We start from the raw sequence: 25,951 nt of genomic DNA, 5'->3' as shown, positions 1-25,951 counted from the left end.
ATGTTGCAAGTCAGTGTTTATCGCTACAACCCTGATCAGGACGCTGCGCCGTTCATGCAGGATTTCCAGGTCGATACCGGTGGTAAAGACCTGATGGTGCTGGACGTGCTGGCCCTGATCAAGGAGCAGGACGAGGGTTTCTCCTATCGTCGCTCCTGCCGTGAAGGCGTCTGCGGCTCCGACGGCATGAACATCAACGGCAAAAACGGTCTGGCATGCATCACGCCGCTGTCTGCCGTTGTTAAAGGTAACAAGCTGATCGTTCGTCCACTGCCAGGCTTGCCGGTTATCCGTGACCTGGTTGTCGATATGAGCATCTTCTACAAGCAATACGAGAAGGTGAAGCCTTACCTGCAGAACGACACGCCGGCTCCGGCCATCGAGCGTCTGCAATCGCCGGAAGAACGTGAAAAGCTCGACGGTCTGTACGAGTGCATCCTGTGCGCCTGCTGCTCGACTTCTTGCCCATCGTTCTGGTGGAACCCTGACAAGTTCCTCGGCCCTGCTGCGCTGCTGCAAGCCTACCGCTTCCTGGCTGACAGCCGTGACACCAAGACCAGCGAGCGTCTGGCTTCACTCGATGACCCGTTCAGCGTCTTCCGCTGCCGGGGCATCATGAACTGCGTCAACGTATGTCCGAAAGGCCTGAACCCGACTAAGGCCATCGGTCACATCCGTAACATGCTGCTTTCGAGCGGCGTGTGATTCAGCTGCTGTAACCGTTGCACCGTAGAGGCTGTGGCGCGGGCTTCAACCCGCGTCATGGCTATAACCAGAGCCGTAGCCATAAGCTGCAGCTCTTATTTTGAAGAAATGAGACAAGCAGGGGCATCCGGGCTGGTACCCGGACTATCAGTGTGATCCTAAGTGGCTTGTTTTAGTCGCTGCATTCGGACTTCTGCAAGTTTGCTCGGTGTCGACGCCGATGGTGTTCCCCTAACCGAGGGTGACCAAGCATGCAAGAAAGCGTGATGCAGCGCATGTGGAACAGCGCCTACCTTTCAGGTGGAAACGCTGCCTATGTGGAAGAGCTTTATGAGCTCTACCTGCACGACCCTAACGCTGTGCCAGAAGAGTGGCGCACCTACTTTCAGAAGTTGCCCGCCGACGGCAACTCTGCCACTGATGTTTCGCACTCGACAATTCGCGATCATTTCGTGCTGCTGGCAAAGAACCAGCGCCGCGCCCAACCGGTTTCCGCCGGTAGCGTGAGCAGTGAGCACGAGAAGAAGCAAGTTGAAGTGCTGCGATTGATCCAGGCCTACCGTATGCGTGGCCACCAGGCAGCCCAGCTTGACCCGCTGGGGCTGTGGCAGCGTCCTGCACCTGCAGACCTGTCGATCAATCATTACGGCTTGACCAATGCCGATCTTGATACGACCTTCCGTGCCGGCGACCTGTTCATCGGCAAAGAGGAAGCGAGCCTACGCGAAATTCACGAAGCGTTGCAGCAGACATATTGCCGCACCATCGGCGCTGAATTTACGCACATCACCGATTCCGAGCAGCGCCAGTGGTTCCAGCAGCGTCTGGAAAGCGTGCGTGGTCGTCCGACGTACTCCGCCGACATCAAGAGCCACCTGCTTGAGCGCGTGACCGCCGGTGAAGGTCTGGAAAAATACCTGGGCACCAAATACCCGGGCACCAAGCGTTTCGGTCTGGAAGGCGGCGAAAGCCTGATTCCGATGCTCGACGAACTGATCCAGCGTTCCGGCTCGTACGGCACCAAGGAAGTCGTCATCGGCATGGCCCACCGTGGTCGTCTGAACGTACTGGTCAACACCTTCGGCAAGAACCCGCGCGAGCTGTTCGACGAGTTCGAAGGCAAGAAGAAGGTCGAGCTCGGTTCCGGCGACGTGAAATATCACCAGGGCTTCTCGTCCAACGTGATGACCACCGGCGGTGAAGTTCACCTGGCGATGGCGTTCAACCCGTCCCACCTGGAAATCGTTTCCCCGGTGGTCGAAGGTTCGGTGCGCGCCCGTCAGGACCGTCGCAACGACCTGACCGGTGAGAAGGTGCTGCCGATCTCCATCCACGGTGACGCGGCGTTCGCCGGTCAAGGCGTGGTCATGGAAACCTTCCAGATGTCGCAGACCCGCGGTTTCAAGACCGGCGGTACCGTGCACATCGTGATCAACAACCAGGTCGGTTTCACCATCAGCAACCCGCTGGACTCGCGTTCCACCGAGTACGCCACCGACGTTGCCAAGATGATCCAGGCGCCGATCCTCCATGTGAATGGCGATGATCCGGAAGCCGTGTTGTTCGTGACCCAGCTGGCGATCGACTACCGCATGCAGTTCAAGCGTGACGTGGTGATCGACCTGGTCTGCTACCGTCGTCGCGGCCACAACGAGGCCGACGAGCCAAGCGGCACCCAGCCTCTGATGTATCAGCAGATCACCAAACAGCGCACCACCCGTGAGCTGTACGCTGATCGCCTGACCCAGGCCGGTGTGCTCGACGCTGAGCGTGTTCAGGCCAAGGTCGACGAATACCGCAACGCGCTGGACAACGGTCTGCACGTCGTGAAATCGCTGGTCAAAGAGCCGAACAAAGAGCTGTTCGTGGACTGGCGTCCGTATCTGGGCCACGCCTGGACCGCGCGTCACGACACGCGCTTCGATCTCAAGACCCTGCAAGAGCTGTCCGCCAAGCTGCTGGAAATTCCGGAAGGCTTCGTGGTCCAGCGTCAGGTCGCGAAGATCTACGAAGACCGTCAGAAGATGCAAGCCGGCGGCCTGCCGATCAACTGGGGTTATGCCGAAACCATGGCGTACGCGACCCTGGCGTTCGAAGGTCACCCGATCCGCATGACCGGTCAGGACATCGGCCGCGGTACGTTCTCGCACCGTCACGCTGTGCTGCACAACCAGAAAGACGCGGGCACCTACATTCCGCTGCAGAACCTGTACGACGGTCAGCCTCGTTTCGACCTGTACGACTCGTTCCTCTCGGAAGAAGCAGTCCTGGCGTTCGAATACGGTTACTCGACCACCACGCCAAACGCGCTGGTGATCTGGGAAGCCCAGTTCGGCGACTTCGCCAACGGTGCACAGGTCGTGATCGACCAGTTCATCACCAGCGGCGAGCACAAGTGGGGCCGTCTCTGCGGTCTGACCATGCTGCTGCCACACGGTTACGAAGGCCAGGGCCCTGAGCACAGCTCGGCACGTCTTGAGCGTTACCTGCAGCTGTGCGCCGAGCACAACATTCAGGTGTGCATGCCGACCACCCCGGCACAGATCTACCACTTGCTGCGTCGTCAGGTGATTCGTCCGCTGCGCAAGCCGCTGGTCGTGCTGACGCCGAAGTCGCTGCTGCGCCACAAACTGGCCATCTCGACGCTGGAAGATTTGGCCGAAGGTTCGTTCCAGACCGTGATCCCGGAAATCGATGCCCTGGACCCGAAAAAGGTCGAGCGCGTGGTTCTGTGCAGCGGCAAGGTCTACTACGACCTGCTGGAAAAACGCCGTGCCGAAGGCCGCGAAGATATCGCCATCGTGCGTATCGAGCAGCTGTATCCGTTCCCTGAGGACGACTTGAAGGAAGTCCTGGCTCCGTACACCAACGTCAAACATGCCGTGTGGTGTCAGGAAGAGCCGATGAACCAGGGTGCCTGGTACTGCAGCCAGCATCACTTGCGTCGCAGCATCGCCAACCTCGACAAGACTCTCGTACTTGAGTACGCGGGCCGTGAGGCTTCGGCTGCGCCAGCTTGTGGTTACGCATCGATGCACGCCGAGCAGCAGGAAAAACTGCTGCAAGATGCTTTCACTGTTTAACGCCTTCGCGCTGACTGAAACCGAATTTTAAGGACCCACAGATAATGGCTATCGAAATCAAAGCCCCGTCATTCCCGGAATCGGTTGCCGATGGCACCGTTGCCACCTGGCACAAGAAACCAGGTGAGGCCGTCAAGCGTGACGACCTGATCGTCGACATCGAAACCGACAAGGTCGTGCTGGAAGTATTGGCCGAAGCGGACGGCGTGCTGGGCGCAATCGTTGCCGAAGAGGGCGCTACCGTTCTGTCGAACCAGGTCCTGGGCTCGATCGAAGAGGGCAGCGCTGCTGCCGCTCCAGCCGCCGCTGCTGCTCCGGCGGCTACTGCCGCTGCCGCACCGGCTGCTGCCGAAGGCGAAGATGACCCGATCGCAGCTCCGGCTGCGCGCAAGCTGGCTGAAGAAAACGGCATCAACATCGCCTCCGTTGCCGGCACCGGCAAAGGCGGTCGTGTGACCAAGGAAGACGTGGTTGCAGCGGTTGCTGCCAAGAAAGCCGCTCCGGCTGCCGCGCCTGCCAAGGCTGCTGCGCCTTCGGCTGCCGCTCCAGTGTTCGCTGCTGGCGACCGCATCGAGAAGCGCGTACCGATGACCCGCGTTCGTGCCACCGTGGCCAAGCGTCTGGTTGAAGCGCAGTCGAATATGGCCATGCTGACCACGTTCAACGAAGTCGACATGACCGAAGTCATGGCCCTGCGTTCGAAGTACAAGGACCTGTTCGAGAAGTCCCACAACGGCGTACGCCTGGGCTTCATGTCGTTCTTCGTGAAAGCGGCCACCGAAGCGCTGAAACGCTTCCCGGCGGTCAACGCGTCGATCGACGGCGGCGACATCGTTTACCACGGCTACGCGGACATCGGCGTTGCCGTTTCCAGCGACCGCGGCCTGGTGGTACCGGTTCTGCGTAACGCCGAGCTGATGAGCCTGGCTGAAATCGAAGGCGGCATCGCAACATTTGGCAAGAAAGCCCGTGACGGCAAACTGTCGATGGACGAGATGACCGGTGGTACCTTCACCATCACCAACGGTGGTACCTTCGGTTCGATGATGTCGACCCCGATCGTCAATCCGCCGCAGGCAGCGATTCTGGGCATGCACAACATCATCCAGCGTCCTATGGCCATCAACGGTCAGGTCGTGATCCGCCCGATGATGTACCTGGCACTGTCCTACGATCACCGTCTGATCGATGGCAAAGAAGCTGTAACCTTCCTGGTGACCATCAAGAACCTGCTGGAAGATCCGGCTCGTCTGTTGCTGGATATCTAAGAAAACAGCTGCAAGTTTCAGGCTTCAAGCCACAAGCTCCAGGCGAGCTGAAGGGCTTGCAGCTTGTGGCTTGCGGCTCGTAGCTTTATTGCTAAAGAGGATTTTTTGAATGTCGCAGAAATTTGACGTAGTAGTGATCGGTGCTGGCCCTGGTGGCTATGTGGCTGCCATCAAGGCCGCACAGCTGGGTCTGAGCACTGCCTGCATCGAGAAGTACACCGATGCCGAAGGCAAGCAAGCCTTGGGCGGTACCTGCCTGAACGTCGGCTGCATTCCTTCCAAGGCGCTGCTGGACAGCTCCTGGAAATACAAGGAAGCAAAAGAAAGCTTCAATGTTCACGGTATCTCGACCGGCGAAGTCAAAATGGACGTCGCTGCGATGGTTGGCCGCAAGGCTGGTATCGTCAAGAACCTGACCGGCGGTGTTGCCACCCTGTTCAAGGCCAACGGCGTGACTTCGATCCAGGGCCACGGCAAGCTGCTGGCCGGCAAGAAAGTCGAAGTCACCAAGCCGGACGGCTCGGTTGAAGTCATCGAAGCTGAAAACGTCATCCTGGCTCCAGGTTCGCGTCCGATCGACATTCCACCGGCTCCGGTCGATCAGAACGTCATCGTTGATTCGACCGGCGCGCTGGAATTCCAGTCCGTACCGAAGCGTCTGGGCGTGATCGGCGCTGGCGTGATCGGTCTGGAACTCGGTTCTGTATGGTCGCGTCTGGGTGCGGAAGTGACCGTTCTCGAAGCGCTGGATACCTTCCTGATGGCGGCGGACACCGCTGTTTCCAAGGAAGCATTCAAAACCCTGACCAAGCAGGGCCTGGACATCAAACTGGGCGCTCGCGTCACCGGTTCGAAAGTCAACGGCGACGAAGTCGTGGTGAACTACACCGATGCCAACGGCGAACAGACCATCACGTTCGACAAGCTGATCGTAGCCGTTGGTCGCCGTCCGGTGACCACTGATCTGCTGGCTGCCGACAGCGGCGTGACCCTCGACGAGCGCGGTTTCGTGCACGTTGACGATCACTGCGCCACCACTGTACCGGGCGTTTTCGCCATCGGTGACGTGGTTCGCGGCATGATGCTGGCGCACAAGGCTTCGGAAGAAGGCATCATGGTGGTCGAGCGCATCAAGGGCCACAAGGCTCAGATGAACTATGATTTGATCCCTTCGGTTATTTATACTCACCCGGAAATCGCGTGGGTAGGTAAAACCGAACAGGCGTTGAAGGCCGAAGGCGTTGAAGTCAACGTCGGCACCTTCCCGTTCGCCGCTTCCGGCCGTGCCATGGCTGCCAACGATACCGGTGGTTTCGTCAAGGTCATCGCCGATGCCAAGACTGACCGCGTATTGGGCGTGCACGTGATTGGCCCGAGCGCTGCAGAACTGGTTCAGCAGGGCGCGATCGGTATGGAATTCGGCACCAGCGCTGAAGACCTGGGCATGATGGTTTTCTCCCATCCGACCCTGTCTGAAGCCTTGCACGAAGCTGCTCTGGCAGTGAATGGCGGCGCCATCCACATTGCCAACCGCAAGAAGCGTTAACAGACAATAAGAAACCACGGCGGTAGCGGCCCGTCGTGAGCCTTGCGAGCAAGACTCACCGCGGAATGTCCGCCGGACGCAGTCTTGCGTAGCTCAGCTACGCAAGCAGCAGTCACAGGTGGCGCGGCACTCAATCGAGCGCAGCGCCGAATGCGCAGTACCTAACGAAGACGGTAAAAAGCATGAATCTTCACGAGTATCAGGGTAAGCAGCTGTTCGCTGAATACGGCCTGCCAGTTTCCACTGGTTACGCAGTAGACACCCCGGAAGCAGCAGCAGAAGCTTGCGACAAGATCGGCGGCAACGAGTGGGTCGTCAAAGCCCAGGTTCACGCCGGTGGTCGCGGTAAAGCGGGCGGCGTCAAGCTGGTTCGCAGCAAAGAAGACGCCAAGGCCTTCGCACAGCAGTGGCTGGGCAAGCGTCTGGTGACTTACCAGACTGATGCCAATGGCCAGCCAGTCACCAAGATCCTGGTTGAATCGTGCACTGATATCGCTAAAGAGCTGTACCTGGGCGCTGTCGTTGACCGTTCGAGCCGTCGCATCGTGTTCATGGCTTCCACCGAAGGTGGCGTGGACATCGAGAAAATCGCTCACGACACGCCAGAAAAAATTCTCAAGGCCACTATCGATCCACTGGTTGGCGCTCAGCCATCCCAGGGGCGCGAGCTGGCATTCCAGCTGGGTCTGGAAGGCAAGCAGGTCACTCAGTTCGCCAAGATCTTCGTCGGTCTGGCCAAGCTGTTCAAAGACCACGATCTGGCTCTGCTGGAAGTGAACCCGCTGGTGATCAAGGCTGACGGCGATCTGCACTGCCTCGACGCCAAGATCAACATCGACGCCAACGCCATGTACCGTCAGCCTAAGCTGAAGGCTTTCCACGATCCGTCGCAGGACGATCCGCGCGAAGCGCACGCTGCCAAGTTCGAACTGAACTACGTAGCCCTGGAAGGCAACATCGGCTGCATGGTCAACGGTGCCGGTCTGGCCATGGGTACCATGGACATCGTCAACCTGCATGGCGGCAAGCCAGCCAACTTCCTCGATGTGGGCGGCGGTGCTACCAAGGAACGCGTTACCGAAGCGTTCAAGATCATTCTGTCCGACACCAATGTCGCTGCAGTACTGGTCAACATCTTCGGCGGCATCGTTCGCTGCGACATGATTGCCGAAGGCATCATCGGCGCTGTGAAAGAAGTCGGCGTGAAAATCCCGGTTGTTGTTCGCCTTGAAGGCAACAACGCTGAGCTGGGCGCTAAAGTACTGGCAGAAAGCGGTTTGAACATCATCGCTGCTACCAGCCTGACCGACGCTGCTCAACAAGTTGTCAAAGCTGCGGAGGGCAAATAATGAGCGTCCTGATCAATAAAGACACCAAAGTTATCTGCCAGGGTATTACCGGTTCGCAAGGTAGTTTCCACACCCAGCAAGCCATCGAATACGGCACCAAGATGGTCGGTGGCGTAACTCCGGGCAAGGGCGGCACCGAGCACCTGGGCCTGCCAGTGTTCAACACCGTCAAAGACGCAGTAGCGGCCACTGGCGCTACCGCCAGCGTGATCTACGTTCCGGCTCCGTTCTGCAAGGACTCGATCCTGGAAGCGGCATTCGGCGGCATCAAGCTGATCGTCTGCATCACCGAAGGCATTCCTACCCTGGACATGCTGGACGCCAAAGTTAAGTGCGACGAGCTGGGCGTAGTCCTGATCGGCCCTAACTGCCCAGGCGTGATCACCCCAGGCGAATGCAAGATCGGCATCATGCCAGGTCACATTCACTTGCCAGGCAAGGTCGGTATCGTTTCGCGTTCCGGCACCCTGACCTACGAAGCTGTGAAGCAGACCACTGACGCCGGTTTCGGTCAGTCGACTTGCGTCGGCATCGGCGGTGACCCGATCCCGGGCTCGAACTTCATCGACATCCTGAAGCTGTTCCAGGAAGACCCGAAGACCGAAGCGATCGTCATGATCGGCGAGATCGGCGGTTCGGCTGAAGAAGAAGCGGCTGCTTACATCAAGGCACACGTGACCAAGCCGGTTGTTTCCTACATTGCTGGTGTGACTGCTCCTCCGGGCAAGCGCATGGGCCATGCTGGCGCAATCATCTCTGGCGGCAAAGGCACTGCAGACGAGAAATTCGCTGCTCTGCAAGACGCAGGCGTGAAAACCGTGCGTTCGCTGGCAGACATCGGCAAGGCCCTGGCCGAGCTGACTGGCTGGGAAGTGAAGAAGTAAGCTTCGGCTGACTTTTTAGCTCCAGCAACAAAGGCCACCTTCGGGTGGCCTTTGTCGTTTCTGGCGTATGAGAATTTTGAGGGCTGGTGTGGCGAGGGGATTTATCCCCGCTGGGCTGCGAAGCGGCCCCATGCTAGCGACCATGATCAGTCAGGCAGCTTCAGCTCGGATTCTTGGGACTGCTGCGCAGTCCATCGGGGATAAATCCCCTCGCCACAGGTTTCCTGTGATGAATTCAGGTTCTGTGTATGAAAATTAAATACGTAAACGCGACACGGAAACGTCGCGTATCGGATAGTTCGCCCTCTAACAGTGCGTTTGTCAGCCAAATTCGTTAGGCTGGCAGCCATTTTTGCGTCCGCCGCCCACAAGGCAGCCACGCGCTTTAAGGGTCAGTCCCATACGGATCGACAGCATTTCCCTAATCCCACAGGGCAATCCCCCTCTAAATTCCGATTTCAGTAGTGTGGTATTACCTTAATGAAAGTTTTGAAAGGTCAGGACATCCTGGCACTTGGTTTTATGACGTTTGCCCTGTTCGTTGGGGCCGGTAACATCATTTTCCCGCCGATCGTTGGCTTGCAGGCCGGCCCTCATGTCTGGATGGCTGCGCTGGGCTTTCTGATCACCGCAGTGGGTTTGCCGGTGGTCACCGTGGTGGCGCTGGCCAAGGTCGGCGGAGCAATGGACGCGCTAAGCAGCCCGATCGGCAAGATTGCCGGCGGCATCCTTGCCGCTGCGTGCTACCTGGCCGTCGGCCCGCTGTTCGCCACGCCGCGGACGGCGACCGTGTCGTTCGAAGTGGGTCTGGCGCCGCTAACGGGCGAAAGTCCGTTGGCACTGTTCCTCTACAGCTCGGTGTACTTCCTGCTGGTCTTCTTCATCTCGCTCTACCCTGGGCGTTTGCTGGACACAGTCGGTCGTTTTCTCGCGCCGCTGAAGATCATCGCCCTGGCAGTGCTGGGTATCGCCGCGTTCGCCTTGCCGGCCGGTGACATCGGCCACGGCACCCCGGAATACGTCGCAGCACCGTTCTCCCAAGGTTTCATCAATGGTTATCTGACCATGGATACCCTCGGCGCGCTGGTGTTCGGTATCGTCATCGTCAATGCGATCCGCTCCCGTGGCGTCGAATCGCCTGCACTGATCACTCGTTACGCGATCATCGCCGGGCTGATTGCCGGCGTCGGGCTGGCGCTGGTGTATGTCAGCCTGTTCCGCCTCGGTTCCGGCAGCCATGAAGTGGCGGTCGGTGCGACCAACGGCGCGGCGGTCTTGCATGCCTACGTGCAGCACACCTTCGGTTCGCTGGGCAGCGGTTTCCTCGCGGTGCTGATCTCGCTGGCGTGTCTGGTCACGGCGGTTGGCCTGACCTGCGCCTGCGCCGAATACTTCAGCCGCGTGTTGCCACTGTCCTACAAGACCCTGGTGATCATTCTGGCGGCGTTTTCGCTGCTGGTGTCCAACCTGGGCCTGACCAAGCTGATTGCCTTCTCCATTCCCGTGCTGACGGCGATCTATCCGCCGTGCATCGTTCTGGTGGCGTTGAGCTTCTGCAAGGATTTCTGGCATGAGCACGGGCGCATTCTTGGTCCGGTGATGCTGGTGTCGTTCCTGTTCGGCAGCATCGATGCGCTCAAAGGTGCGGGTCTGGCTGACTGGATGCCGTCGCAGCTGACCCATTTGCCACTGAGTGAGCAGGGTCTGGCGTGGCTGGTGCCTTGCGTGATGACACTGGTGGTCGCAGTGGTGTGTGATCGCCTGCTGGGCAAGCGCAGCGAAGTCACTGCCTGACGTGGTTTGATCCGCCACAAGCGGGTCGGGCACGGTTAAACAGAAATGCCCCGTATCAATCGATACGGGGCATTTTTTATGCGCGTGAGGCAGTGTCTTTTTTGCTGAGCTAACGTCGAAGGGTTGCTTAGCTTTTATGTAGGAGTGAGCCTGCTCGCGATAGCGGTTTCTCAGTCACCTCAGTATTGAATGACAAACCGCTTTCGCGAGCAGGCTCGCTCCCACAGGTAATGTGTGCCGTGATCACATCTCACAAGGAATTGCATGTCGTTCATCCAAGCCAATCTGATCCACCTGCTCGCCGCCGTCTGGTTCGTCATCTGCTGGGGCGGTTACACCCGTTATGCCACCTGGAAGGCCCGCGACACAGCGTGCCTGGCCAGCGTTCTGCACCTGTATCGCGAAGACTGGATGCGCCGCATGTTGTTGCGTGACAACCGCATCGCCGATGCCAGCGTGATCGGCAACCTGGAGCGCAACGCCTCGTTCTTCGCCTCAAGTACCTTGATTATTCTTGCCGGTATTCTCACCGTGCTTGGCGCGTCGGAGCGGGCGGTGTCGTTGCTGGCGGATATTCCGATGATTCAGCAGGCGTCCCAGGGCATGTCGGAGATCAAGCTGCTGTGTCTGGCACTGGTGTTCGTCTATGCCTTCTTCACGTTTAGTTGGTGCATGCGCCAGTACAACTTCGCGGCGATTCTGGTGGGTTCGGCGCCGATGATCGGCGAGCGCCAGGTGACCGAGCAGGAACGCAAGGCCTTCGCTTCGCGGGCGGCGCGGGTAATCTCGATGGCCGCCAACCAGTTCAACTTCGGCTTGCGCTCTTACTACTTCGGCATGAGCATGCTTGCCTGGTTCGTCAGCCCGTGGCTGTTCATGATCATGAGTGCAGGGGTCGTGGTGGTGTTGTATCGCCGCGAGTTTCATTCCGACGTGCTTGACGTGATGGTCTATACCCCTACAGAGGCGCCATTGCCCGAAGCGAATAAGGAAATTGTTTGATGAGTATTCCGTTCTGGTGCGTGTTGATCAGCGCCCTGTTGATTTACATCGCGCGCATGCCGGTGGGCAAAGCCATGAAAGAGCAGGGCGGTTACAACAACCACCTGCCGCGTCAGCAACAGGCGCAACTCACCGGTTATGGCGCACGGGCGCTGGCGGCCCATCAAAACAGCATTGAAGCGTTCGTCTTGTTCGCGGTCGGTGCACTGATGGCGCACACCACCCAAACGGCGGGCTGGTTGATTGATGCGTTGGCGATCATCTTTGTACTCGCGCGGATTCTCTACGTTTGGTTCTATCTGGCCGACCTGCCGAAGTTGCGCAGCCTGATGTGGCTAGTCGGCTTCGTGTGTTCGTTGTTGCTGATGATTAGTCCGACTTTTCGAACCGTCTTGCTCTAAGGCTGCTGAATCGCAGGCAAAAGAAAACCCGCACTTGGCGGGTTTTCTTTTCACACCAGAAAGCTTATTGCTTTTTGGCGGCTTCATCTTGAGCTGCGGCGTTCGATTCAGCCTGAGCTTTGGCAGCTTCGGCGTTTTCTTTTGCTGCGTCGTTCACTTTATCCTGAGCTTTGTTCATGTCTTGCTGAGCCTGCTCAGCATGTTGGTTGGCATCTTGAGCTTTGTCCTCGGATTTTTTATCGCAGGCAGCGAGACCGAGGGAAGCGGTCAACATCAAGGCAATAGCTAAAGTCTTACGCATGGGGTGTTTCTCCTTATGGAAAATAACTACTGGCCTTAAGAACTCGGCGCTACAGGTTAAGTTCCTCATTTGTTTCAGATATATAAGTTTGTTTTATCACGGAACTTTTGCCGCTTTTCTCAATACTGGCACAAGGCCCAAACGCGAGTAATTATCAGATGGCCGAAAACCCCGTTTTTGAGCGTGCGACGCGCTTTTTATCGGCATTGCGTCACTGTCAGGTACTGGGCCTGCACGTGCACAGTGCTTCCGGCGAAGGGCTCACAGTGATGTTGCCTTACAGCAATAAAATCGTCGGGAATCCCGACTCCGGGGTTATCCATGGCGGCGCCATAACTTCATTGATGGACACCGCCTGCGGAATGTCGACTTTATGCGTACTGCCGGAGTTTGAAGTCTGCCCGACCCTCGACCTGCGCATCGATTACATGCACGCCGCCGAACCGAACAAAGCCGTGTATGGCTTTGCGCAGTGCTACCGCGTCACCACCGATGTGATCTTTGCTCGAGGTTTCGCCTACCAGGACGATCCCGAACAGCCGATCGCCCATGTCGTCGGCACGTTTATGCGCATGGGGATTGGTCTGAAGGGCAGCAAAGGCTTCGCTGGCACGATCAAGGGTGCCAACCAATGAGCCATGACCTCAAGGCGCAGCTGCAGCAGGCCCACGCGCAGGGCGATTACGCACCGCTGCTGGCATTGATTCCTTACGCCGGACTGATCGGCATCGAATGCTCGCGAGTAGGCGATGAGCTGCTGTTCAAGCTGCCGGCGAACAAAGACAACATTGGTAACCCTTTATTGCCGGCGATCCACGGCGGGGTGATTGCCGGGTTCATGGAGCTGGCCGCGGCCCTGCATCTGCTGATCTTTACCGGCACGCCAGGGGTGCCGAAGATCATCGACTTTTCCCTCGATTACCTGCGCGCCGGGCAGTTTCGCGATACTTGGGCCAGGTGTCAGGTGTGCAGGCAAGGGCGGCGCGTGGCCAACGTCGCGATCACTGCTTGGCAAAGCACTGAGGGCGAACCCATCGCCACCGCGCGCGCACACTTCAAAATCGATGAGCCCTTGAAATCCTGAACAGCGCCCCCAACTCAGATGACAACCCGCCGCCGACCATTCGGGTCGCGGCCAATGCCATCTGATTGGAGTTTGATGACCATGAGTGTGGAAACTCAAAAGGAAACCCTGGGCTTCCAGACCGAGGTAAAGCAGCTGCTGCACCTCATGATCCATTCGCTGTATTCGAATAAGGAAATTTTCCTTCGCGAATTGATCTCGAACGCCTCTGACGCTGTCGACAAGCTGCGCTTCGAAGCCCTGGCCAAGCCTGAGTTGCTCGAAGGTGGCGCTGACCTGAAAATCCGTGTGAGCTTCGACAAGGACGCCAAGACCGTCACCCTCGAAGACAACGGTATCGGCATGAACCGTGACGATGTGATCACCCACCTGGGTACCATCGCCAAATCCGGCACCGCCGATTTCATGAAGAATCTTTCCGGCGATCAGAAGAAAGATTCGCACCTGATCGGCCAGTTCGGCGTTGGCTTCTACTCGGCCTTCATCGTTGCCGACAAGGTTGATGTCTACAGCCGTCGTGCCGGCACTGCCGCCAGCGAAGGCGTGCACTGGTCGTCGAAAGGCGAGGGCGAGTTCGAAGTTGCCAACATCGACAAGCCAGAGCGCGGCACCCGCATCGTTCTGCACCTGAAATCCGGTGAAGACGAATTCGCCGATGGCTGGCGTCTGCGCAACATCATCAAGAAGTACTCCGACCACATCGCTTTGCCAATCGAACTGCCGAAGGAAGTCACTCCGGCCGAAGGCGAAGAGGCTCCGGCCGTTGAATGGGAAACCGTCAACCGCGCCAGCGCCCTGTGGACCCGTCCGCGCACTGAGGTGAAGGACGAGGAATACCAGGAGTTCTACAAGCACATCGCTCACGACTTCGAAAATCCGTTGTCCTGGAGCCATAACAAGGTCGAAGGCAAGCTTGAGTACAGCTCGCTGCTGTACGTACCGGCCCGTGCACCGTTCGACCTGTACCAGCGTGAAGCGCCGAAAGGCCTGAAGCTGTACGTGCAGCGTGTATTTGTAATGGATCAGGCTGAGTCGTTCCTGCCGTTGTACCTGCGCTTCATTAAAGGTGTGGTTGATTCCAACGACCTGTCGCTGAACGTGTCGCGGGAAATCCTGCAAAAAGACCCGATCATCGACTCGATGAAAACAGCGCTGACCAAGCGTGTGTTGGACATGCTGGAAAAACTGGCGAAGAACGAGCCTGAGCAATACAAGGGCTTCTGGAAGAATTTCGGTCAGGTCATGAAAGAAGGCCCGGCAGAAGACTTCGCCAACAAAGAGAAAATTGCCGGTCTGCTGCGTTTCGCATCGACCAACGGTGACGACGGCGAACAGGTTGTCGGTCTGGCTGATTACCTGGCCCGCGCCAAGGAAGGCCAGGACAAGATCTACTACCTCACCGGCGAAACCTACGCGCAGGTCAAGAACAGCCCGCACCTGGAAGTCTTCCGCAAGAAAGGCATCGAAGTGCTGCTGCTGACCGACCGCATCGACGAGTGGCTGATGAGCTACCTCAGCGAGTTCGACGGCAAGACGTTTGTCGATGTGGCGCGCGGTGATCTTGATCTGGGCAACCTGGACTCGGAAGAGGACAAGAAAGCCGCAGAAGAAGTTGCCAAGTCCAAAGAAGGTCTGGTCGAGCGTCTGAAAACCGCGCTGGGCGATTCCGTGGCTGAAGTCCGCGTATCCCATCGTTTGACCGATTCGCCAGCCATTCTGGCCATCGGTGAACAGGACCTGGGCCTGCAAATGCGCCAGATCCTCGAAGCCAGCGGGCAGAAAGTGCCGGATTCGAAGCCGATCTTCGAATTCAACCCGAACCACCCGCTGATCGAGAAACTCGATGGCGAGCAGAGCGAAGAGCGTTTTGGCGATTTGTCGCACATCCTCTTCGATCAGGCCGCCCTCGCGGCGGGCGACAGCCTGAAAGACCCGGCGGCGTATGTACGTCGTCTGAACAAGCTGTTGGTTGAACTGTCGGTTTGATCACGTTGTAGGAAAAACCCGCTTCGGCGGGTTTTTTCATTCTGGTGTTTAAGCAATCAGGAGTCAGAAATGAGCCAAGTCACTGTACGTTCCGTGGTCTATCAGATTGATGGTCAGCCTTATGAAGGTCGGCTGGCGTTCGACACCGGGCACGCAGGCGCGCGCCCGGGTTTGTTGATGGCGCCGAACTGGATGGGCGTCAGCGCCGGTGCCGAAGAGATCGCCAAATCGGTGGCGGCCAAGGGCTACGTGGTATTGATCGCTGACGTCTATGGTCAGGCTGTGCGTCCGCAAAACGCCGATCAGGCGCTTGCCGCGATGATGCCGCTCAAGGACGACCGTGCGCTGCTGCGCCAACGTCTGCAAGTGGCCTTCGAGCAGTTGCAAGCGCAGGGCGAGGCGGCGGTGGATACCTCGAAACTGGCGGTGTTCGGTTTCTGCTTCGGCGGCTGCTGCGCGCTGGATCTTGCGCGTACCGGCGCGCCGGTCAAAGCGGCGGTGTCGTTCCACGGTACGCTGGATTCACCGAACCCTGCGGATGCGCAGAACATCAAGGGGGCGGTGCTGGTGCTGCATGGCGCGTCCGATCCGTTGGTGCCGAAAGAGCAACTGCCAGCGTTCGAAGATGAAATGAATGCGGCGGGCGTGGACTGGCAACTGCTGAGCTACGGCGGTGCGGTGCACTCGTTTACCGATCCGCACGCCAATGTGCCGGGCAAGATGATGTACGACGAGAAGACCGCCAAGCGGGCGTTCAAGTCGATGCATGATTTGCTGGACGAGGTGTTCAAGGGCTGATTTTGCTTCCAGACGCTGGCTTGTGCAGTGTCTGTAAGGGCCTCTTCGCGAGCAGGCTCACTCCTACAATTGGAATGCGTTCCTCTGTAGGAGTGAGCCTGCTCGCGATAACAATTTTCCAGACGATGGAGATCTCAGGGCAGTTCAATCCGCTCGACTTCCCCCGGCACCGTCGGCCAATCCCTGGCCGCCCACTTGCGCCGTGCCTCATCAATCGCCGCCGGATCACTGGCAACGAAATTCCAGTTGATCCGCCTCGGCCCGTCCAGCGGCGCGCCGCCAAACACCACGGCGTGCACATCGCTTTCGGCAAACAGACTCATTTCTTCGCCAGCGGGCAGCACCACCAGTGCATGCGGCTCGATCGCTTCGCCATTCAACTGTGCATCACCACTCAACACATACACTGCGCGCTCGGCATGCTCGGTCGGAATCAGCAGTGTGGTCGCGGTTTGCATCTTCACTTCGGCGTACAGCGTAGGAGAAAGCACTGGTACCGGCGATTCCAGGCAAAAGCCCGACCCGGCAATCATCCGAATCTGCACGCCGAGGTTATCGCTGACCGGCAATGTTGCCGCCGGGTGATGGCTGTAATGCCCCGGGCCCTGCTCATGTTCTTTGGGCGAGGCCAGCCAGACTTGCAGGCCGTGCAGAGTGAAGGTTTCGGCGAGCAGTGGCACAGGCGTGCGCTCGACATGGGCAATCGCGCTGCCGGCAGTCATCCAGCTGACATCGCCAGCGCTGACCACCTGATCGGAGCCAAGACTGTCCTTGTGCTGCAACTGCCCCTGGAACAAATAGGTGAGGGTCGACAGGCCGATGTGCGGGTGCTGTCGGATGTCCATGCCTTTGCCCGACGGATAAACCGTTTCGAGCATGTGGTCGAAAAACACGAATGGGCCAACGCTGCGGCATCTGGCTGACGGCAGCGGGCGCAGAATCGGCTGGCCTTCGACGTCTTCGGCGCGCGGGCGGATGATCAGGGGTTGCGTGTCCATGGGGTATTCCAGGCTGAGCGGGTAATGCCAGAAGCATAACCCGCCGCTGGCAACAGGAGGATTACTGGCTGTCAAAGCCTTGAGGCGCATGGGTTTCGATGGTCACTTCGCTGGTGGTCATCAGCTTGTGAATCGGGCAGCGATCGGCGACGCGCAGCAGCTCTTCGCGCTGGGCGTCGGTCAGAACGCCTTTGAGGGTAAGGGTGACGTGCAGCGCATATTTGCCTTTCTGTTCTTCGCTGCTGTCACGTTTTACTTCGACACCGACGCCGGTCAGCGGAATGTCTTTCTTCTTCGCATACATCTTCAGGGTCAGCGCTTTACAAGCGCCGAGCGCAGCATCGAAGTAATCGTGTGGCTCGGGCGCGGTACCTTCGCCGCCGGCCGTCTTCGGCACGTCGGCAAATAATTCGTGGTCATCGATCTGCACGGTGTGACGAAAACCTTCGGCAGAGACGGTATTGACGGTAACAGTCATGGGAACCTCACAGGCAGTAGGAAGAGTCGTTCGAGGGAACAGGGTCTTGCAGTTATAGAACATTCCCACCGGTACGCGTTCCGCTTTCCCTGAGGGATGAACCCTTGTCGTCCGGGCGCGGTCTAGGCTATGCCCATCTGCCGGAGATTACTTGTGTCCTTGTCCCGTTTGAGTCTCGCCTGCCTGCTGGCGTTTGCCGCCAGTGCCAGCGCCCGTGAATACACCTACAGCGATGCGCATCTGCATTACGTGGATTTTTTCCAGGAAACCGCGGGCATGCAGAAATTGCTGACGGCCATGCAAGAGAACTCCATCGAACACGTGATGATTTCCGGCATCCCCGTGGCGAAGAAATGGCACGAAGACGAGCCCAAGCGTCCTCGCTACTACGCGGGTGATGATGCCGATGCCTATTGGTACAGCGCCACTGATGTCATCGTGGCCGATGCGGTGCAAAAACTCCCGCCTGAGCAGCGCCAGTACTTTCATCCGTTTCTTTCCGGTTTCAATCCCAACGACAAGAATTCCGCCGCGCACATTCAGCGCATGCTCGATTTGTATCCGGGGTTGTGGCAGGGCATTGGCGAAGTGTTCACCCGGCATGACGACCTGACGGCGCTGACCTCAGGTGACACGCCGCGGGCCAACAATGAAGCGATGACCAGGATTTATCACCTGGCCGCCGAGAACGATCTGCCGGTCATGCTGCATTCCAATATCACTTCCAAGCGTGAGAAAAATCCGCTGTACCTGAAGGAAGTAGAGGAGCCCCTGCGCAACCATCCGCACACCCGGTTCATTTGGGCGCACGCGGGCACCAGCGCCGAAATCCATCGGCACCAGACACAGTTGCCGTTTCTGCTGCCGACCCTGACACGCTTGCTGGAAGCCTATCCGAATCTGTTTATCGACCTGTCGTGGAGCATGCTCACGCCGTATCTGCTGGACGAGCAGGGCAAGCCTCGCGCGGAATGGCTGGCGCTGGTGGAAAAGTATCCGGATCGCTTTATGCTCGGCTCTGACGTGGTGGGACGGTTCAACAAGCTCGGTCAGGAAATGCACAGCTACCGACCGTTTCTCGATGCGCTGCCGGAAGCGGTGGCGCGGAAAGTTGCAAGGGACAACTTCCTGGCGATATTGCCTCGCAATACAGGCAAAACCGCTGATCAGCGCTGAACGTCGAGTTCTCCGGTTCGAACTAGCCGTTCGTCTCCCTATCGCCTTTTCGTCTTACGCAATTTCAGGGCAGTGCCGATACCTTCTAAAGCAACCCGCTGCAGGCTGATGCAGCGTCTTTGGAAGGAGCCAGTGTCATGAACATCCGTAATTTCAATATTGCCCCGCGCGCCGGCGTGGGGTTTGGCCTGTTGGCGTTGATGGTCTTCGCCCTTGGGGCGTTCGCTCTGCTGCAAATGTCGAACATGCGCGCGCAGTCCGATGAGGTCGACAACAACTGGCTGCCGAGCGTGATGGCGGTCGGGGACATGAGTCAGGACATGCTGCGTCTGCGCGCATTGACCATGCGCCTGCTGCTCAATCGAGACCCCAAGGCGCTTGAGCAGAACGTTGCCAAGCTCAACGAGCTGCGCAATGGTCTGACCGACACGCAGCGACGTTATGAGGGGCTTATCGCCTTGCCTGAAGAGCGAGCGTTGTTCGATCGCTTCAAGGTCGCCGAACACAAGTACCTTGAGCTTCAAGCGCAGGTGGTGCAGCTGTCGGGGCAGAACCGAGTAGCCGAAGCTTCAACGATTCTCAACGAGCAGATGAGCGCGCTGGCCGACGAGATCGCCGTCACCCTGCGCGAACTGGTTGATCTGAACAAGCAGAATGCCAATCTAGCCACCGAGGCGGCACGTCAGGTGTTCAACCATTCACGGGTCTGGGTCGGGGTGATGATTGCAGTGGCTGCGCTGATTACCATTGGGTTGGCGTTGCTGCTCACCCGCAGCATCGTCGTGCCATTGTCGCAGTCGCTCAGCGTGGCTGAAGTTGTGGCCGGTGGTGATCTCACCGGCGACATTCATATCGCTGGCAAAGATGAGCCGGCGCGCCTGCTGCAAGCGTTGAAGAGCATGCAGCACAACTTGCGCGATACGATCCGGCGAATCTCCGAGTCGTCCACTCAATTGGCCTCGGCCGCCGAGGAGCTGAGCAGCGTCACCGAAGACGCCACGCGCGGTCTGCACCAGCAGAGTCAGGAAATCGAACAGGCGGCTACTGCGGTCAACCAGATGACGGCGGCGGTCGAGGAGGTGGCGAACAACGCTGTGGCCACCTCCGAAGCCTCCCGCGAGTCTGATCGCATTGCCCAGCATGGCCGCGAGCAAGTGCAGCAGACCGTGTCGTCGATCGAATTCCTTGCCGAGGACGTGACCCATAACGCGGCCCGGGTGGAGGATCTGGCGCAAAAGGTTCATGGCATCAGCAAGGTGCTGGATGTCATCCGCTCGATTGCCGAGCAGACCAACCTGTTGGCCCTGAACGCGGCGATCGAGGCGGCGCGGGCTGGTGATGCCGGGCGCGGATTTGCGGTGGTGGCCGATGAGGTGCGCGCGCTGGCCCATCGTACCCAACAGTCCACGCAGGAAATCGAGCAGATGATTGGCGGCATTCAACAGGGCACCGATTCGGCGGTCAGCTCGATGCAGCAGAGCAATGCCCGGGCCCGTTCGACACTGGCGCTGGCCCAGGAGGCCGGAGCTGCGCTGGAGGAAATCGCCTCGGCGTTTACGCTGATCAACGAGCGCAACCTGGTGATTGCCAGCGCCTCGGAAGAACAGGCAGCGGTGGCGCGGGAAGTGGATCGCAACCTGATGAATATTCGTGATCTGGCGACGCAGACGTCGGCGGGGGCCAATCAGACCAGTGCAGCGAGTCAGGAGTTGTCGCGGCTGGCGGTGGATTTGAATGCGCTGGTGGCGAGGTTTTCAGTCTAAGCAGCGCTGCCCTTTGTAGGAGTGAGCCTGCTCGCGATTGCTTTCTGACATTCGATGATGTGCTGCCTGACGGTCCGCTATCGCGAGCAGGCTCACTCCTACAAGGTGGCGTCCGGCTCCAGTTGGATGTTCAGGCGAAAAAAAGCCCCGCATTCGCGGGGCTCTTTGTTCTTGCTTCGGATCAGCTGCCTTTGACAGCCTTGCCGTTGACCGTACCGTCGAGGAGCATGATGTTGTACTCCTTACCGTCGGTTTCAACCTGTTGCAGGCGCACCAGCAGGTAATCCCAGTCCTTGGCGAACCACAGGACGGTGATGCGCTTGCTTTGCGTCGGGTCGCGCACGCGCTCGACCTTGATCGCTTCGATCTGACCCGCCTTGGTTTCGACTTTTTCCGAACCCAGCACGCGGAAGTCATACGTATCGACTTCGCCGTCGTCGACCACCTGATAACTCATGGTCTTCTTGCCGGCGGCCACGTCATGTTGCAGCGCCAGTTGATAGGTGGACTTGTCGACCATGCCACGGTTCAGCGGGATCTTCACCGGGTCGCCACGGTCGGTGCCGGTGACCAGTTTGTTGGCCCAGTCGAAATCCAGGTCGGCCTTTTTCGCTTTGCCCAGACCACCGCGTTCAAAGTGGTAGGACTGTGGCAGCAAGGTGTCCTTGTCCAGGGTCAGGGTGCTTTCTTCGGTCAGGCTGGCGATCATCATCGACGCCTTGAAGCTGAGTTTCCAGACGCCATTGGCTTCCTTGGTCAGGCTGCGTTCGGCAGTGCCGCTCATGGGCAGCTGTTTCCAGTCGGCGGTGTAGCTGGCGGAGAACGGTTGAAGGTCCGCTGCCTGCGCAAAGGGCAGGGCGAGCAGAGCGCAAGCGAAGAGCAGGGCGCGACGCATAATATCTCCTAGTGTCGAATCAAGTGGCCGCTGGCCGCGAGTAACTGACCGTCGAGTAAAGCACCGTGCTCCCCGAGTGCCAGCCTGCCTTCGGCAAACCAGCGTACGGCCATCGGGTAGATCAGGTGTTCCTGAACATGCACTCGCTGCGCCAGACTCTGCGGCGTGTCGTGCAACTCTACCGGTAATACTGCCTGTACGACCAGTGGTCCGCCGTCGAGTTCCTCGGTAACGAAGTGCACGGAGCAGCCGTGTTCCGTGTCGCCGGCCTCCAGCGCCCGTTGGTGAGTGTGTAACCCTTTGTATTTGGGCAGCAGCGACGGGTGAATGTTGAGCAGGCGACCCTGATAGTGGCGGACGAAATCTGCGCTGAGAATGCGCATGAAACCGGCCAGCACCACCAGTTTCGGTTGGAATTCGTCGATCAGTTCGATCAGCGCGGCATCGAAGGCCTCGCGACCTTCGAACGTCTTGTGATCCAGCGAGCGGGTGGCGATGCCCGCATCGCGGGCGCGTTGCAGGCCGTAGGCGTCGGCGCGGTTGGAAATCACCGCAGCGATGCGAACCGGGCTGTCGCCGGTTCGCGTGCTGTCGATCAGAGCCTGCAAGTTACTGCCGGTGCCGGACAACAACACCACGACATCACAGGTTGCGGACATTAATGAGCCTTAAGGTTCTTCAGATCGACCTGGGCAGCGCCTTCGGCCGCTGCAGCGATCTGCCCGATGACCCATGGCTGTTCGCCGGCGTCACGCAGGGTGCTCAGCGCCACTTCAACGTGTTCCTGCGCCACGCAGATGACCATGCCGACGCCGCAGTTCAGCACGCGGTGCATCTCGGTTTCGTCAACGTTGCCTTTCTCTTGCAGCCAGTCGAAGACCGCCGGGCGAGTCCAGCTGGCGACGTCGACAACTGCCTGGGCGCCTTTTGGCAGAACGCGCGGAATGTTGTCTAGCAGGCCGCCGCCAGTGATGTGGGCCATGGCCTTGACTGCGCCGGTGTCTTTGATCAGTTTGAGCAGCGGCTTGACGTAGATGCGGGTCGGGGCCATCAGCAGATCGGTCAGCGGCTTGCCGTCGAGCTGGATGTTTTCGATGTCGGCGCCGGACACTTCGATGATCTTGCGGATCAGCGAGTAGCCGTTGGAGTGCGGACCGGACGATGGCAGGGCGATCAGGGCGTCACCGGTGGCGACTTTCGAGCCGTCGATGATTTCCGATTTTTCCACCACGCCGACGCAGAAACCGGCCAGGTCGTAGTCTTCGCCTTCGTACATGCCTGGCATTTCAGCGGTTTCACCGCCAACCAGCGAGCAACCCGACAGTTCGCAGCCAGCGCCGATGCCGGTGACCACCTGAGCGGCGGTGTCGACGTTCAGCTTGCCGGTAGCGTAGTAATCAAGGAAGAACAGCGGCTCGGCACCGCAGACCACCAGGTCGTTGACGCACATGGCGACCAGGTCGATGCCGATGCTGTCGTGCTTGTTCAGGTTCAGCGCCAGGCGCAGCTTGGTGCCGACGCCGTCGGTGCCGGACACCAGCACAGGCTGCTTGTAGCCGGCCGGGATCTCGCAGAGGGCGCCGAAACCGCCCAGGCCGCCCATGACTTCCGGGCGCGCAGTGCGCTTGGCGACGCTCTTGATGCGTTCGACCAATGCTTCACCGGCGTCGATGTCTACACCGGCGTCCTTGTAGCTCAGGGAGGGTTGCTTGCTCATGATCCAGGCCTTTAGGGGAGGGGATTCAGGGGGTAACGACCGAGTTCAGCGCGAACGTCGAAACCGATGGGGCGATGGCCTCACGCGAGTTTCGAGGTGCACGGCTGTTGCCGGTCTGCGAAGGCGCGCGATTTTATCAGGCTTGAGGGGCAGCGGCCATCCTCGCACCGACGGGCAGGGCCATAATCCACGGAAATTTTTTGCAATTGAGCCCTGTTACTGCCTGTATAAGGTGTGGCAATTAACCGTCTATCGTTATCACTGTGCAAAAACTTACCGCCGCCGTGTGAATGTTTTGCAACGGCTGAAGGTCACAAGCCTTGCTCAATCGGTTCACGCGGCCTGTTCCAGCCGCTCCTGTCGACGGGAATACTCCATGCGTTTGCGTAAATTGTTGCTTGTAGGTTGCTTGTCTCTGGTCAGCCTGGCGGGTCACGCCGAAAACCTCAAAGGCCTTTATCAAGTGCGTCAGCCGGTCAGCGGCCAGGCGCCGCAAGAGCGCGACCGCGCCACGCAGGCGGCGCTCGATACGCTGGTGTTGCGTCTGACCGGCGATCCGAAGGCTGCGCAGAACCCGGGTCTGGCGGCGATTCGCAAGGATCCGCAGCAGATCATCAGTCAATACGGTTTTGACGCCGGACCGCCGGAGGTGCTGAAGGTCGATTTCGATCCGGCGAGCACCGAACAGGCACTGCGCCGGGCGGGGCTGTCGCTGTGGGGCGCCAGTCGTCCGTCGATTCTGAGCTGGTGGCTGAATGACTCGGCAGACAGTTCGAGCCTGGTCGGTGATGGTCAGGCGGCCGCCGCGCCGTTGCGCACGGCGGCTCAACATCGCGGTTTGCCGTTGCGCTTGCCGCTGGCGGATCTGAGCGAGCAACTGGTGGCGACGGCGCCGGTGCTGGACGGCGCGGATCCGGCGACTTTGCGCAGCGCATCGGAGCGCTATAACGCCGACGCCTTGCTTGCGGTGCATGCACGTGAGGACGGCGGCCAGTGGCAAGCCAAATGGCAATTGTGGCTGGGCGAGCAGAAAGAGGCGGGCAGCGTGCAGGGCGCCGATCAGGCCGCCGTTGCCGATGCGGTGATGCTGGCGGTCGCCGAACGGCTGGCGCCGCGCTTCGCCGCCAGACCCGGCGCGTCGGGCCAGCAGACGCTGGAGGTGCAAGGGATGAATCTTGAACGCTACGCGGCGCTGTTGCGGTTACTCGAACCGTTTGGCGTGCGTCTGCAAAGTGTCGATGGCGATCGTATCGTGTATCGAGTCAATGGCAGTGCCGAGCAGATGCGTGCGCAGTTGTCGCTGGCGAAGTTGCAGGAGCTGCCTGCCGAAGCACCGGCTCCGGTGGCGCCTGCGCAGCCTGCGGTTGAGGGTGCGCCCGCGGTTACGCCACCAACCCCGACAGCGGCGGCGCCGTCCTTGCGGTTTCGCTGGTAAGTCTTTCCTTATATAGAAGCATCAGGAGTGGTAAATGGCCGATACGCGGCGTTGGTTCTGGCTCGGTGGGGTAGTCCTGCTTTGCGCGTTTGTATGGTTGCTGCACCCGATCCTCACGCCGTTTCTGGTGGCGTTGCTGCTCGCGTACCTGTTCGACCCGCTGGTCGATCGCCTGGAGCGACTCGGTCTGTCCCGGACCTGGGGCGTGATTTCGGTCTTCGCCTTGTTCACCTTGATCGTCACGGCGTTGATGCTGGTGCTGGTGCCGATGCTCGCCAAGCAGTTGCTACGCCTCTATGAGCTGGCGCCGCAAATGCTCGACTGGTTGCAGCACAGCGCTGTGCCGTGGGCGCAGGCGAAGCTGGGCTTGTCGGACGGCTTCTGGAAGTTCGACAAGGTCAAGGCGGCAATCAGCGAGCACATGGGGCAGACCACTGACATCGTCGGTGTGGTGCTGAGTCAGGCGACGGCGTCGAGCCTGGCGCTGATCGGCTGGCTGGCGAACCTGGTGCTGATCCCGGTAGTGAGTTTTTATCTGCTGCGTGACTGGGACGTGATGATGGGCAAGATCCGCAGCCTGTTGCCGCGTGATCGCGAAGCGCGCGTGGTTTCGCTCGCCGGTGAGTGCCATGAAGTCCTCGGCGCGTTTGTGCGCGGGCAGTTGCTGGTGATGGTTGCGCTTGGGGTGATCTATGCTGCCGGCCTGATGATCGTCGGCCTTGAGCTGGGGCTGTTGATCGGCCTCATCGCGGGGCTGGCGGCGATCGTGCCGTACATGGGATTTGTGATCGGAATTGGCGCGGCGCTGATTGCCGGGTTGTTCCAGTTCGGTGGCGACCTGTACCCGATGATCGGGATTGTCGCGGTGTTCATGGTCGGCCAGGCGCTGGAAGGGATGGTGCTGACACCGTTGCTGGTCGGCGACCGCATCGGCCTGCACCCGGTCGCCGTGATCTTTGCGATTCTGGCCGGCGGCGAGCTGTTCGGCTTTACCGGTGTGCTGCTGGCGCTGCCGGTCGCGGCGGTGATCATGGTGCTGGTGCGTCATGTGCACGACTTGTACAAGGACTCGGACATTTACAGCGGTGTGGACGAGCCGCAGTTGTAAGGGCGCAGGGCGGCCCGGCGAATCGTCGGGCTGGCCCGCGTCCTGCGGGCGCTGGCGTCAGAGAATCTTCATGAAACCAGTGTGTTAACGCAAACCTTTGATTTTGCTTGGACTCTGTCGCATTGTGCGCTCAGCTTCACGGGTATAAACTTCGCAAACTTTACACAGAGGCCACTAACG

The 25,951-nt window shown here is 59.3% G+C and carries 23 protein-coding genes; 17 read left to right on the top strand and 6 right to left on the bottom strand.

The window, feature by feature from the left end; translation table 11 throughout:
• The 9 genes from HU755_RS20685 to HU755_RS20645 all read left to right on the top strand — a co-directional run bounded on the left by HU755_RS20685 (nucleotide 1) and on the right by HU755_RS20645 (nucleotide 12,032).
• Complete coding sequence (locus HU755_RS20685; RefSeq protein WP_016773675.1) at nucleotides 1–705, top strand: succinate dehydrogenase iron-sulfur subunit; 705 nt, start codon at nucleotides 1–3, stop codon at nucleotides 703–705.
• Between the two features lie 251 nt (nucleotides 706–956).
• Nucleotides 957–3,788 carry a 2-oxoglutarate dehydrogenase E1 component gene (locus HU755_RS20680; RefSeq protein ID WP_041479560.1) on the top strand — a complete coding sequence of 944 codons (2,832 nt, stop codon included), beginning with the start codon at nucleotides 957–959 and terminating at the stop codon, nucleotides 3,786–3,788.
• A 44-nt stretch (nucleotides 3,789–3,832) separates the two neighbouring features.
• The gene (gene odhB, locus HU755_RS20675; RefSeq protein WP_186551048.1) at nucleotides 3,833–5,056 is read left to right on the top strand and encodes a 2-oxoglutarate dehydrogenase complex dihydrolipoyllysine-residue succinyltransferase; all 1,224 of its coding nucleotides are present in this window, start codon (nucleotides 3,833–3,835) and stop codon (nucleotides 5,054–5,056) included.
• A 109-nt stretch (nucleotides 5,057–5,165) separates the two neighbouring features.
• Nucleotides 5,166–6,602: a dihydrolipoyl dehydrogenase gene (gene lpdA / locus HU755_RS20670; protein WP_186551047.1), complete on the top strand. Its 1,437-nt coding sequence runs from the start codon at nucleotides 5,166–5,168 to the stop codon at nucleotides 6,600–6,602.
• Between the two features lie 182 nt (nucleotides 6,603–6,784).
• Entirely contained in the window at nucleotides 6,785–7,951 is a 1,167-nt protein-coding gene (gene sucC / locus HU755_RS20665) for an ADP-forming succinate--CoA ligase subunit beta (RefSeq protein WP_186551046.1), read from the top strand.
• On the top strand, nucleotides 7,951–8,835 hold the full coding sequence (sucD, locus tag HU755_RS20660) for a succinate--CoA ligase subunit alpha (protein ID WP_186551045.1): 885 nt from the start codon (nucleotides 7,951–7,953) through the stop codon (nucleotides 8,833–8,835). The genes sucC and sucD overlap by 1 nt, the downstream gene beginning before the upstream one ends.
• 480 nt (nucleotides 8,836–9,315) lie before the next feature.
• Entirely contained in the window at nucleotides 9,316–10,629 is a 1,314-nt protein-coding gene (gene brnQ, locus HU755_RS20655; RefSeq protein ID WP_186551044.1) for a branched-chain amino acid transport system II carrier protein, read from the top strand.
• Nucleotides 10,630–10,893: 264 nt separating this feature from the next.
• Nucleotides 10,894–11,631: a DUF599 domain-containing protein gene (locus HU755_RS20650; protein WP_186551043.1), complete on the top strand. Its 738-nt coding sequence runs from the start codon at nucleotides 10,894–10,896 to the stop codon at nucleotides 11,629–11,631.
• On the top strand, nucleotides 11,631–12,032 hold the full coding sequence (locus tag HU755_RS20645) for an MAPEG family protein (protein ID WP_186635984.1): 402 nt from the start codon (nucleotides 11,631–11,633) through the stop codon (nucleotides 12,030–12,032). Before HU755_RS20650 ends, HU755_RS20645 begins: the two co-directional genes overlap by 1 nt.
• A 64-nt stretch (nucleotides 12,033–12,096) precedes the next feature.
• Here HU755_RS20645 and HU755_RS20640 read toward each other — a convergent pair whose 3' ends face one another.
• Nucleotides 12,097–12,333, bottom strand: coding sequence for a hypothetical protein (locus HU755_RS20640; protein WP_008082962.1), 237 nt, complete (start codon nucleotides 12,331–12,333; stop codon nucleotides 12,097–12,099).
• A 158-nt stretch (nucleotides 12,334–12,491) separates the two neighbouring features.
• Here HU755_RS20640 and HU755_RS20635 point away from each other — a divergent pair, with 158 nt between their 5' ends.
• From HU755_RS20635 to HU755_RS20620, 4 genes are all read left to right on the top strand, one after another.
• Nucleotides 12,492–12,968, top strand: coding sequence for a PaaI family thioesterase (locus tag HU755_RS20635; RefSeq protein WP_186635981.1), 477 nt, complete (start codon nucleotides 12,492–12,494; stop codon nucleotides 12,966–12,968).
• Complete coding sequence (locus HU755_RS20630; RefSeq protein ID WP_186551040.1) at nucleotides 12,965–13,417, top strand: PaaI family thioesterase; 453 nt, start codon at nucleotides 12,965–12,967, stop codon at nucleotides 13,415–13,417. The genes HU755_RS20635 and HU755_RS20630 overlap by 4 nt, the downstream gene beginning before the upstream one ends.
• Before the next feature lie 81 nt (nucleotides 13,418–13,498).
• Nucleotides 13,499–15,403 (top strand): molecular chaperone HtpG, encoded by a 1,905-nt coding sequence (gene htpG / locus HU755_RS20625; RefSeq protein WP_186635978.1) that lies wholly within the window; start codon nucleotides 13,499–13,501, stop codon nucleotides 15,401–15,403.
• Between the two features lie 69 nt (nucleotides 15,404–15,472).
• On the top strand, nucleotides 15,473–16,201 hold the full coding sequence (locus HU755_RS20620; RefSeq protein WP_186635975.1) for a dienelactone hydrolase family protein: 729 nt from the start codon (nucleotides 15,473–15,475) through the stop codon (nucleotides 16,199–16,201).
• A gap of 134 nt (nucleotides 16,202–16,335) precedes the next feature.
• On the opposite strand, the gene HU755_RS20615 is transcribed toward HU755_RS20620, so the two are convergent.
• Nucleotides 16,336–17,199 carry a pirin family protein gene (locus tag HU755_RS20615; protein ID WP_186635972.1) on the bottom strand — a complete coding sequence of 288 codons (864 nt, stop codon included), beginning with the start codon at nucleotides 17,197–17,199 and terminating at the stop codon, nucleotides 16,336–16,338.
• A gap of 61 nt (nucleotides 17,200–17,260) precedes the next feature.
• Entirely contained in the window at nucleotides 17,261–17,677 is a 417-nt protein-coding gene (locus tag HU755_RS20610; protein ID WP_186635969.1) for an OsmC family protein, read from the bottom strand.
• A 153-nt stretch (nucleotides 17,678–17,830) separates the two neighbouring features.
• On the opposite strand from HU755_RS20610, the gene HU755_RS20605 reads away from it, so the two are divergent.
• Both HU755_RS20605 and HU755_RS20600 read left to right on the top strand, forming a co-directional pair.
• Nucleotides 17,831–18,853: an amidohydrolase family protein gene (locus HU755_RS20605; RefSeq protein WP_186635967.1), complete on the top strand. Its 1,023-nt coding sequence runs from the start codon at nucleotides 17,831–17,833 to the stop codon at nucleotides 18,851–18,853.
• 137 nt (nucleotides 18,854–18,990) lie between these two features.
• Nucleotides 18,991–20,616, top strand: coding sequence for a methyl-accepting chemotaxis protein (locus HU755_RS20600; protein WP_186635964.1), 1,626 nt, complete (start codon nucleotides 18,991–18,993; stop codon nucleotides 20,614–20,616).
• A 181-nt stretch (nucleotides 20,617–20,797) separates the two neighbouring features.
• On the opposite strand, the gene HU755_RS20595 is transcribed toward HU755_RS20600, so the two are convergent.
• From HU755_RS20595 to purM, 3 genes are read right to left on the bottom strand one after another with little or no spacing between them, the layout of a single operon-like run.
• Nucleotides 20,798–21,511: a DUF3108 domain-containing protein gene (locus tag HU755_RS20595; RefSeq protein WP_186551033.1), complete on the bottom strand. Its 714-nt coding sequence runs from the start codon at nucleotides 21,509–21,511 to the stop codon at nucleotides 20,798–20,800.
• 8 nt (nucleotides 21,512–21,519) lie between these two features.
• Nucleotides 21,520–22,170 (bottom strand): phosphoribosylglycinamide formyltransferase, encoded by a 651-nt coding sequence (gene purN, locus HU755_RS20590; protein WP_186551032.1) that lies wholly within the window; start codon nucleotides 22,168–22,170, stop codon nucleotides 21,520–21,522.
• Nucleotides 22,170–23,228, bottom strand: coding sequence for a phosphoribosylformylglycinamidine cyclo-ligase (gene purM / locus HU755_RS20585; protein ID WP_186620336.1), 1,059 nt, complete (start codon nucleotides 23,226–23,228; stop codon nucleotides 22,170–22,172). The genes purN and purM overlap by 1 nt, the downstream gene beginning before the upstream one ends.
• A gap of 376 nt (nucleotides 23,229–23,604) precedes the next feature.
• Between purM and HU755_RS20580 the strand changes: the two genes are divergently transcribed.
• Nucleotides 23,605–24,663, top strand: coding sequence for a DUF2066 domain-containing protein (locus HU755_RS20580; RefSeq protein WP_186635961.1), 1,059 nt, complete (start codon nucleotides 23,605–23,607; stop codon nucleotides 24,661–24,663).
• A 34-nt stretch (nucleotides 24,664–24,697) separates the two neighbouring features.
• Nucleotides 24,698–25,771 (top strand): AI-2E family transporter, encoded by a 1,074-nt coding sequence (locus HU755_RS20575; protein WP_186620338.1) that lies wholly within the window; start codon nucleotides 24,698–24,700, stop codon nucleotides 25,769–25,771.
• Nucleotides 25,772–25,951 lie beyond the last annotated feature (180 nt).

The organism is Pseudomonas sp. SWRI111, assembly GCF_014268555.1.
GTDB classification, from domain to species: Bacteria; Pseudomonadota; Gammaproteobacteria; order Pseudomonadales; family Pseudomonadaceae; genus Aquipseudomonas; species Aquipseudomonas hamedanensis.
This window is presented reverse-complemented; position numbering and strand designations above follow the sequence as displayed.

Coding starts and splice junctions, on each gene's coding strand:
- HU755_RS20685 (WP_016773675.1), top strand. CDS start 1: ATGTTGCAAGTCAGTGTTTATCGCTACAACCCTGATCAGGACGCTGCG.
- HU755_RS20680 (WP_041479560.1), top strand. CDS start 957: ATGCAAGAAAGCGTGATGCAGCGCATGTGGAACAGCGCCTACCTTTCA.
- odhB (WP_186551048.1), top strand. CDS start 3,833: ATGGCTATCGAAATCAAAGCCCCGTCATTCCCGGAATCGGTTGCCGAT.
- lpdA (WP_186551047.1), top strand. CDS start 5,166: ATGTCGCAGAAATTTGACGTAGTAGTGATCGGTGCTGGCCCTGGTGGC.
- sucC (WP_186551046.1), top strand. CDS start 6,785: ATGAATCTTCACGAGTATCAGGGTAAGCAGCTGTTCGCTGAATACGGC.
- sucD (WP_186551045.1), top strand. CDS start 7,951: ATGAGCGTCCTGATCAATAAAGACACCAAAGTTATCTGCCAGGGTATT.
- brnQ (WP_186551044.1), top strand. CDS start 9,316: ATGAAAGTTTTGAAAGGTCAGGACATCCTGGCACTTGGTTTTATGACG.
- HU755_RS20650 (WP_186551043.1), top strand. CDS start 10,894: ATGTCGTTCATCCAAGCCAATCTGATCCACCTGCTCGCCGCCGTCTGG.
- HU755_RS20645 (WP_186635984.1), top strand. CDS start 11,631: ATGAGTATTCCGTTCTGGTGCGTGTTGATCAGCGCCCTGTTGATTTAC.
- HU755_RS20640 (WP_008082962.1), bottom strand. CDS start 12,333: ATGCGTAAGACTTTAGCTATTGCCTTGATGTTGACCGCTTCCCTCGGT.
- HU755_RS20635 (WP_186635981.1), top strand. CDS start 12,492: ATGGCCGAAAACCCCGTTTTTGAGCGTGCGACGCGCTTTTTATCGGCA.
- HU755_RS20630 (WP_186551040.1), top strand. CDS start 12,965: ATGAGCCATGACCTCAAGGCGCAGCTGCAGCAGGCCCACGCGCAGGGC.
- htpG (WP_186635978.1), top strand. CDS start 13,499: ATGAGTGTGGAAACTCAAAAGGAAACCCTGGGCTTCCAGACCGAGGTA.
- HU755_RS20620 (WP_186635975.1), top strand. CDS start 15,473: ATGAGCCAAGTCACTGTACGTTCCGTGGTCTATCAGATTGATGGTCAG.
- HU755_RS20615 (WP_186635972.1), bottom strand. CDS start 17,199: ATGGACACGCAACCCCTGATCATCCGCCCGCGCGCCGAAGACGTCGAA.
- HU755_RS20610 (WP_186635969.1), bottom strand. CDS start 17,677: ATGACTGTTACCGTCAATACCGTCTCTGCCGAAGGTTTTCGTCACACC.
- HU755_RS20600 (WP_186635964.1), top strand. CDS start 18,991: ATGAACATCCGTAATTTCAATATTGCCCCGCGCGCCGGCGTGGGGTTT.
- HU755_RS20595 (WP_186551033.1), bottom strand. CDS start 21,511: ATGCGTCGCGCCCTGCTCTTCGCTTGCGCTCTGCTCGCCCTGCCCTTT.
- purN (WP_186551032.1), bottom strand. CDS start 22,170: ATGTCCGCAACCTGTGATGTCGTGGTGTTGTTGTCCGGCACCGGCAGT.
- purM (WP_186620336.1), bottom strand. CDS start 23,228: ATGAGCAAGCAACCCTCCCTGAGCTACAAGGACGCCGGTGTAGACATC.
- HU755_RS20580 (WP_186635961.1), top strand. CDS start 23,605: ATGCGTTTGCGTAAATTGTTGCTTGTAGGTTGCTTGTCTCTGGTCAGC.
- HU755_RS20575 (WP_186620338.1), top strand. CDS start 24,698: ATGGCCGATACGCGGCGTTGGTTCTGGCTCGGTGGGGTAGTCCTGCTT.